Below are 5,057 nucleotides of genomic sequence, written 5' to 3'. Positions count from 1 at the left end.
ATTATATTGTTGAGTGTTATATCTCCCGTAGTTCTCAAAGCACAAGAAGAAAATAAAGGAGTAAGTTTTAATGTACAGGGAGATTTAGTAAGTTCTTATATTTGGAGGGGTATGTACCAGTCTGGTGCTGCTGTTCAGCCTACATTAGGTCTTCAAGTAGCCGGGTTTTCTCTGACAGCATGGGGTAGTGTCGATTTTACAGGACAAGGTCATAAAGAAGCCGATATTACGGCTGCTTATTCTATTGCCGGTTTGACTATTTCTGTTGCCGATTTGTGGTGGGCAGGTCAGTCTGGTATTTATAATGATCGAGAAAATGGTAAAAATAACTATTTCAATTTTGATAATCACACTACAGATCATATTTTTGAAGCGGGATTGTCCTATGCGCTTCCGGTTGAGAAATTTCCGTTAAGTATTTCTTGGTATACGATGTTTGCAGGAGGTGACCGTAAGACGATTTCTGATGGTAGCCGTGTCAACGCTTATTCTTCTTATATGGAATTCGGGTATCCTTTTACCGTTAAGGGGGTACAGTTGAATGCTGCCGTCGGTTGTAGTCCTTGGCGTTCAGAACAATATAAAAATGATGATTTTGCCGTTACGAATGTGTCATTGAAAGCGACAAAGGAGATCCATTTTAATGAGCGTTTTTCCTTGCCGGTTTATACGCAAGTAATTTGGAATCCTAATCGTGAAGACGTACATTTCGTTTTCGGGATTACTATACGATGATAAAGTTGTGTTGTTCTATTTAAATATGTTTTGTTTATACCCCTCGGTGATTAGCGACACCGGGGGTATATGTATTTTATAAAGCGGTGGAGATGGATAAAGAAAAAAGTGTCCAGCATTTTTTAGATTTAATAAAGCAATCGAGACGGGGTAAGTTTAAGATATATATCGGCATGATTGCTGGAGTAGGGAAAACTTATCGAATGCTTCAGGAAGCGCACCAATTGTTGGAAAGCGGTGTAGATGTACAGATCGGTTACGTTGAGACTCATGGTCGTACAGATACGGATGCACAGTTGAAAGGGCTTCCCGTAATACCACGTCGGAAAATCTTTTATAAAGGCAAGGAATTGGAAGAAATGGATGTGGAAGCGATTATCCGGATACGTCCTGAAATTGTAATTGTCGATGAATTGGCGCATACTAATGTGGAGGGAAGCCTGAATGAAAAAAGGTGGCAAGATGTCCTTCAGCTTCTTGATGAGGGAATCAATGTAATCAGTGCGGTTAATATCCAGCATATAGAGGCGTTGAACGATGAAATTCAGAGAATTTCGGGAATAGAGGTAAAAGAGCGTATTCCGGATAGCGTTTTGGAAGAGGCAGATGAAGTCGTAAATATTGATTTGACGGCAGAGGAACTTTTGGCACGTCTGAAAGCAGGGAAAATATACCGTTCAGATAAAGTAGAGTGGGCGTTGTCTCATTTTTTTAATGCCGACAATATTCTGCAATTGAGGGAGTTGGCATTGAAAGAGGTTGCTTTGCGTGTCGCGAAAAAAGTCGAAGATGAAGTCGTAGTAGGTAATGTAGGAGTAAGACATGAAAAAATATTGGTGTGTATTAGTACCAATGAAAAAACACCTCGTAAGCTGATACGGAAAGCTGCACGATTGGCAATTCATCATAATACGCAGTTTTCGGTTTTATATGTTCAGACACCGAAAGAAAGTGCCGATAGAATTCCGTTGGCGGTGCAGCGACATTTGTTGAATCATTTTAAATTGGCGACGGAACTTGGGGGAGAGGTAATTCAGTTGCAGAAGTCAAATGTAATAGACGGAATTATAGAGGCATGTGCAAATAATCATATTACTAAATGTTGTATAGGTAAACCTGAATTATCCTTTTTCTCGGCAGTCTTTTCTATTATGAATTATAAAAAATTAGTGGACTTTTTATCAACTTCCAATATAGATTTAATTATTTTGGCTTAGATTTGGATTTCAAAATCTGAAAGAGTATGAGAATAAAAAATAAACTTACGTTAGGCATTTGCATCCTTTTTGCGATGATTCTTATGTTAGGTACGCTTGCCATAAGTTCGGTATATGAATTAGACCGGAATTCAAGAAATATTTATGATGCGAATAATAATTCTCTGAATTATGCCCGTAGTATGCTTGTGGCATTGGAAAAGATCGATTCAGATCCTGCCGCTTTAGATGTTTTTATTGAAAATTTTAGGTTGCAGGAGAAAAATATTACAGAAACAGACGAATTGCAGGCAACCCGTATTTTGAAGGAGCATTTAGAAGAATATCAAAAAAATCTGGATCGAAAATCTATCGGGAAAATGCGTGCCGATTTATATCGTATCATGGAGTTGAATATGATATCTATTTCTCATAAAAACCAGATGGCGGAAGCGGCGGCGGAGAACTCTCTATTATGGATTTCTGTTTTGTTCGTTTTCTGTATTTTGGTTTCCATAGGTCTTTTAGCCTATTTCCCTAAATATATCGTTAAGCCGATAAAAGAGTTGATCAAAGGAATTCAAGAAGTTGCTGATCAGAATTATAAAAAAAGGCTACCAACTGGGTTGGGTGTAGAGTTCGGCGGTGTTGCGGCTTCTTTTAATAAAATGGCAGAAAGGCTTGAAGAGTTTCATGATAGTTCAATATCTGATATTTTGTCGGGGAAAAAATACATCGAGGCGATTGTAAATAGTATCACAGAACCTATTATAGGTTTGAATGAAGAGATGCAGATTGTATTTGTCAATGAAGAAGCTCTTAATTTGTTGCATTTGAAAAAAGGTGATTTGTTATATCGTTCGGCGACAGAAGTTGCGTTAAAAAATGATCTGCTTCGTCGTTTAGTGAAAGAGTTGGTGTCTCCGAATGAAAAACAAGAACCTCTGAAGATATATGCAGATAATAAAGAAAGTTATTTTCAGGCAAAATATATTCCGATTCGGATTGTTGAAGCCGGTGAAAATGAACAGAAGAACATAGGAAATATTATTTTGTTGAATAATATCACGGAGTTTAAAGAGCGGGATTCGGCAAAGACAACGCTTATCTCTACTATATCTCATGAGTTGAAGACTCCTATTTCGGCGATTTTAATGAGTCTTAAACTATTAGAAGACAATCGGGTTGGAGAACTGAATGATGAGCAGAAACAACTTTCTGAGAGCATAAAAGAAAATAGTAACCGGCTTTTGAGTATCACGGGAGAGTTGTTGAATATGACTCAGGTCGAGACCGGCCGGTTGCAACTGATGCCTAAAATAACAAAACCGATAGAATTGATAGAATATGCGATAAAAGCAAATAAGGTTCAGGCAGATAAATTCGGTTGCCAGATAGAAGTCGAATATCCAGAAAAGATCAGCAAGCTGTTTGTTGATAGTGAAAAGATTGCTTGGGTGATCACGAATTTATTAAGTAATGCAATACGCTATACTCCGCAAAACGGACGTATAATTATCGGAGCGAAACAAGAGGGCGATATTGTGGAAATTTATGTACAAGATTTTGGTAAGGGAATAGATCCCCGTTATCATCAAAGCATATTCGACCGTTATTTCCGAGTTCCCGGAACAAAGGTGCAAGGTAGCGGTTTGGGGTTATCTATATCTAAAGATTTTGTCGAAGCCCATAACGGAACATTGACTGTAGATAGTGAATTGGGAAAAGGTAGTCGGTTCACTCTTCGTTTTAAAGTTTAATAAAGTATTCAGCCAAATGAAACAACACACCATTTAATTTTCTCTTGAGAGATTGTATAAAAACTCAAAAACAAATAATAATTCATCTGTTTTCATTCTAAAATAGGAATGAAAACAGGAATACCCCTTTTGGACTGTACAAGCTTTTATTTCACAACCTATTCGGTTCAAGTAATCGTAAAAGTAGAGTTCGGGCGAATAGGCCTTACGTCCTGTCGCATTATTACCGGTTGTATTATACTGTATTTATCGGAATACGCCTGATAAATTTGTCTATTAACAAATCTATCAGGCGTATACTGATTATCTCTGCTAATCCAGTCTTCTATGTTGTTGAACAGAAAACTTTGGCTGCGGAGTTGTAGTCTCCGGTATTATATCTCTTGGATTTGGATAACCGTAAGTAATTGCTTCTTACTAATTAACAAAATTTTACTCTCTTTTCCCCTATATGACTTTTTATACAGTATCTCAAGAGAAAAACCGACTATTCATGCGGATTTCTATCAAACTTGATCCGAACAAGATTTAGACAGGCTCTTAGAATTTATTCCGACCGGTCAAGTTTTTCATATTCTTTATCTGAAACAGGTTCAAGCCATTCGTTGGAAACATCCTTACCGGGAATTTCGAACGCAAGGTGGGCAAACCAGCTATCGGATGCAGCTCCGTGCCAGTGTTTGACATTCGCGGGAATATGAATAATTGTTCCGGGAAGAATTTTTACTGCCGGTTTCCCTTCTTCTTGATACCAGCCACGTCCGGCTACTCCGATGAGCATTTGTCCACCACCATCTGTTGCACGGTGGATATGCCAGTTATTGCGGCAACGAGGTTCGAATGTAACATTGGATATATTTACCTGCTCGCGTGAAATAGGAGCAAGATAGCTGTTACCTATAAAATATTGAGCGTATGCGGTGTTTGGCTCTCCAATAGGGAAAATCATTTCACGCTGAAATTTGGCTTTTGCGTCGTTGCCGACACTGTCTTTTGCCCATACCTCTTTTGCGAGGTTGAAGGCAGCCCAAGCTTTTGGCCAACCTGCATAAAAGCCGATATGAGTGATAATTTCGGCAATTTCAGTTCGTGTAATTCCATTTTTCTTTGCTGATTGAAGATGGAAAATCAGAGAATTATCTGTAATACCTTGACTGATAAGGGATGTGATCGTAACCAGACTCCGGTCACGTAGCCCGAGTTTGTCAGTACGACTCCACACCTCACCGAAAAGAACATCGTCATTAAGTTCTGCAAATTTAGGAGCAAATTCTCCCAATTGATCACGTCCGGCCGTTTGTTTGATTTTTTCTTGTGCCATAATAAAAGGGATATTTATAACTAATGCAATAAACGTATATAAAAT

Annotated in this window: 4 protein-coding genes; 3 read left to right on the top strand and 1 reads right to left on the bottom strand. The window is 38.4% G+C overall.

Going from position 1 to position 5,057, the window contains the following annotated elements:
• The 3 genes from AC1WHX_RS10380 to AC1WHX_RS10370 all read left to right on the top strand — a co-directional run.
• The coding region (locus AC1WHX_RS10380) for a TorF family putative porin (RefSeq protein WP_481229298.1) at window positions 1–735 on the top strand (735 nt) is incomplete at its 5' end.
• 92 nt (window positions 736–827) lie between these two features.
• Window positions 828–1,952, top strand: a complete 1,125-nt coding sequence (locus tag AC1WHX_RS10375) for a sensor protein KdpD (protein ID WP_022389978.1) — start codon at window positions 828–830, stop codon at window positions 1,950–1,952.
• A gap of 26 nt (window positions 1,953–1,978) precedes the next feature.
• Window positions 1,979–3,691 carry an ATP-binding protein gene (locus AC1WHX_RS10370; protein ID WP_022389977.1) on the top strand — a complete coding sequence of 571 codons (1,713 nt, stop codon included), beginning with the start codon at window positions 1,979–1,981 and terminating at the stop codon, window positions 3,689–3,691.
• 547 nt (window positions 3,692–4,238) lie between these two features.
• On the opposite strand, the gene AC1WHX_RS10365 is transcribed toward AC1WHX_RS10370, so the two are convergent.
• A complete protein-coding gene (locus AC1WHX_RS10365; RefSeq protein WP_481229300.1) occupies window positions 4,239–5,012 on the bottom strand; it encodes a carboxymuconolactone decarboxylase family protein in 774 nt (257 codons plus the stop codon).
• Window positions 5,013–5,057: the final 45 nt, after the last annotated feature.

It is taken from the genome of Coprobacter sp. (assembly GCF_982436375.1).
The sequence above is the reverse complement of the archived record's forward strand: the minus strand, read 5'-3'. Positions and strand labels throughout refer to the sequence as shown.